This is a genomic window from Bradyrhizobium sp. SHOUNA76, assembly GCF_023006445.1.
In the GTDB taxonomy this organism is placed as follows: Bacteria; Pseudomonadota; Alphaproteobacteria; order Rhizobiales; family Xanthobacteraceae; genus Bradyrhizobium.
The window spans coordinates 1-3,254 of record NZ_JALBHA010000620.1 but is presented as its reverse complement, the minus strand read 5'-3'; the positions used below and the strand labels follow the sequence as shown (position 1 = coordinate 3,254).

The window sequence follows — 3,254 nt, the reverse complement described above, 5'->3', positions numbered from 1 at the left end:
AGTTCTGCGTCGTGCTGCCGTCGTCCTCCTTGCGCGAGGCCGCCGCGATCGCCCGCCGCATACTCGAGGTCTGCCGCCAGGACGCCGCGGCCTGCATCGGCAAGGACATCCCGATCGCGATCTCGATCGGTGTCGCCGAGTGGGATCGCGGCATCGGTCAATTCCCGGATCGCCTGATCGCGCATGCCGATCACGCGCTCTATGCGGCCAAGAAGAACGGCAAGAACGACTTTGCCGTCTACGATCCGGCGCCGCCGCTCTCGCCCGAGCCGGTCGGTCCTCACGAGGGCGCGCGCAAAATTCGCCTGGAGCCGTGCTAGACCAGCGTCCGTGATTGGATCCGGATGATGATATCTCGCCTGCTCGTAGCCGTTCTCGCCGCTCTCTGTCTGATCGTCCCCGCCATTGCCGAGGACGCCGAACTGGCAAAGCTCGCGCGCGCTTCCGGCACACCCGACATTCCCGGCCTGAAGATGGTCTGGTTGGCGCCATGGGGCGACGTCCGCGACGCAAAAGGCTGGCGCAATATCATCGTGCACCAGACCGAAGGCCCGGCGGGCTCGGCGCGTGGCGGCGCGCAGGCGCAAGCGAAGGTTCCGACGCGGCGCGGCGTCACGGTGTGGGTCGAGACCGACGGCACGGTCTATTGGGCGGTGGCGGAGAATTTGGTGCCGACCCATGGCGACGGCGCCAACCGCAACGACAACAAGTACATCGACAACAGCTCGACCTATCGCCAGGTCGTGCGCGACAACTCGATCGGCGTCGAGTTCGCAGGCAACTATCCCGATGTCACGGCAGGCCCCACGGAGGCGCAGGTCGCGGCGTGGAAGATCCTCGTCAAGGTGCTGCGCGCGCGCTACGGCATCCCGCTCGAGCGCGTCTATGCCCACAACTGGATCGACTACAAGGACGCGCGCTATTGCGAAGGCTGCTGGCTCGCGGCCCTGGCGCGGGTGTGGGGGGAATAGTTAGCGCGCGCGGTGCGCTCTTCCTTCTCCCCCTGTTAACGCAAGCCGTAGGGTGGGCAAAGCGAAGCGTGCCCGCCATTTGCATGTAACTGGAGAGAATTCGTGGGCACGGCGCAAGTGCGCCTTTGGCACCCTACGAGTTCGGACACGCGGAGAGAACCCCTCACCCGTCTCGCCGCTGCCGGGGCGAGCCACCCTCTCCCACAAGGGGCGAGGGGAAGATCACACCGCCTGCGACATCCAGCCGAACAAGCGCCGCATCAATCCCGGCCGTTGCGGCAATTCCGGCGGTTCGTCCACGGCCAGCACGCGTTTGAAGAAGTAGTCCAGGAACACCATGTCGTTCGGCTCGGTGACGGTGAATTGCTCCTCGCCGAAGAACACGCTGTAGCTATAGAAGAAGGGACCCATCAGCGGGATCGTCGCCGTGCCCGCATAGTCCTTGGAGATCACGAACTCCGACGGCTCCAGCCCGTGCTCGCGCATCGCCTGCTCGACCAGCGGCAGCTTGCGCATGAACTGGGCTTCGAAGCCGCCGACGGTGGATTGCAGGATGATCGACACGGTGGGTGTCCATTGGCTTGATGCTGATCACTCTCATTTTTGGGTCGGTTGAGCGGCGATGCGGGTTCAAGATGCCTGGCCCCGCGTCTCCGCGCACATGCTGGACATCACCCGGCCAACAAAAAAGCCGGCGTTGCCGCCGGCTTTCTGTCTTTTTCGATCCGCCAATCTCTTGCCGCGGAAACGCTCCGCTTAATGCGCGGCTTCCAGCGCGGCCTGTTCGGCCTTTGCGATCGTGCCCTTGACCGCGGACTGCACCTTCTCGAAGGCGCGGACCTCGATCTGGCGGACGCGCTCGCGCGACACGCCGAACTCGGCGGCGAGGTCTTCCAGCGTCATCGGCTCATCGGCGAGGCGGCGGGCCTCGAAGATGCGGCGTTCGCGCGGGTTGAGCACACCCATGGCGCCGTTCAGCGCGTCACGGCGTTCGTCATATTCCTCGTGCTCGGCCAGCATGGCTTCCTGGTTGGGCGTATTGTCGACCAGCCAGTCCTGCCATTCGCCCGCTTCGCCGTCGTCGCGGATCGGCGCGTTGAGCGAGGCATCGCCGCCGAGGCGGCGGTTCATGTCGATCACGTCCTGATCGGTGACGCCGAGGCGCTTGGCAATGATCTTGACCTGGTCGGGGCGCAGATCGCCTTCGTCCAGCGCGTTGATCTTGCTCTTCGCCTTGCGCAGGTTGAAGAACAGCTTCTTCTGGTTCGCGGTGGTGCCCATCTTCACGAGCGACCAGGAACGCAGGATGTACTCTTGAATCGACGCCTTGATCCACCACATCGCGTAGGTGGCGAGACGAAAGCCCTTCTCGGGCTCGAAGCGCTTGACCGCCTGCATCAGGCCGACATTGCCTTCCGAGACGACCTCGGAAATCGGCAAGCCGTAGCCGCGATAGCCCATGGCGATCTTGGCCACGAGCCGGAGATGGCTGGTGACGAGTTGGTGCGCCGCGTCGCGATCGTCATGCTCGCGCCAACGCTTGGCGAGCATGTATTCCTGCTGGGGTTCCAGCATCGGGAACTTGCGGATCTCGGCGAGGTAACGAGAAAGGCCGGATTCTCCATTGAGGACCGGCAAAGCAGCGGTACGGGCCATACTGAAGCCCTCCAAAGGTTCAGGCCCCCGATAGCGGCGGGCCAGGCAGACGACCGCTGTGTTAAAGCCGGCCGTAGCTGCGATGTTCCGCGTTGGTCATTTCCAACGCAGGCGCAATATACCCCATGGGGGGTCAAAAAGGGAAGGATTGCTGACGTCACGTCCCCGTGTGGCAGCTATAATCTTTTGTAATGTAACGCTTTTCTTAAAACTCCTGCGTCATTGCGCCGCTTTCAGCGCGCCCTGAAGGAGAAGCAAATCCTCCGGCAAAGGCGCCTCCCAGTGGAGTAATTCTCCGGTCCTCGGGTGCTCCAGTACCAGCAAATACGCATGCAAGGCCTGCCGCCCCAGCGCGGCCAGAGCTGCTTGCGACTCGGGGCCAAGCTGGTTCGCCTTGGTCTTGAAATGCGGGCCATAGACCGCATCGCCCATCAGGGGATGGCCGATATGGGCGAGGTGGACGCGGATCTGGTGGGTGCGCCCGGTCTCGAGCTCGCAGGCGAGCAGCGTCGCAATCGGCTTGCCGTCGCGCCCGGCAAAGCTCTCCAGGACGTCCCAATGCGTCACCGCCTCGCGGCCGCCCTGGCGCACCGCCATCTTCTCGCGCGCATGCGGATGGCGGTCGAT

At 64.1% G+C, this 3,254-nt stretch carries 5 protein-coding genes; 2 read left to right on the top strand and 3 right to left on the bottom strand.

Annotated elements, in window-relative coordinates; all coding sequences use genetic code 11:
* Both MOV74_RS34510 and MOV74_RS34505 read left to right on the top strand, forming a co-directional pair.
* Nucleotides 1-320: diguanylate cyclase domain-containing protein (locus MOV74_RS34510; RefSeq protein WP_246931436.1), on the top strand; the 320-nt coding region annotated here is incomplete at its 5' end.
* Nucleotides 321-344: 24 nt separating this feature from the next.
* Complete coding sequence (locus tag MOV74_RS34505) at nucleotides 345-971, top strand: N-acetylmuramoyl-L-alanine amidase (protein WP_246931435.1); 627 nt, start codon at nucleotides 345-347, stop codon at nucleotides 969-971.
* 222 nt (nucleotides 972-1,193) lie between these two features.
* Here MOV74_RS34505 and MOV74_RS34500 read toward each other — a convergent pair whose 3' ends face one another.
* From MOV74_RS34500 to MOV74_RS34490, 3 genes are all read right to left on the bottom strand, one after another.
* Nucleotides 1,194-1,535, bottom strand: a complete 342-nt coding sequence (locus MOV74_RS34500) for a hypothetical protein (RefSeq protein WP_246931434.1) — start codon at nucleotides 1,533-1,535, stop codon at nucleotides 1,194-1,196.
* Nucleotides 1,536-1,727: 192 nt separating this feature from the next.
* Nucleotides 1,728-2,627 (bottom strand): RNA polymerase sigma factor RpoH, encoded by a 900-nt coding sequence (gene rpoH / locus MOV74_RS34495; RefSeq protein ID WP_246931433.1) that lies wholly within the window; start codon nucleotides 2,625-2,627, stop codon nucleotides 1,728-1,730.
* Between the two features lie 219 nt (nucleotides 2,628-2,846).
* On the bottom strand, nucleotides 2,847-3,254 hold a 408-nt coding region (locus tag MOV74_RS34490; protein WP_246931432.1), incomplete at its 5' end, for an RluA family pseudouridine synthase.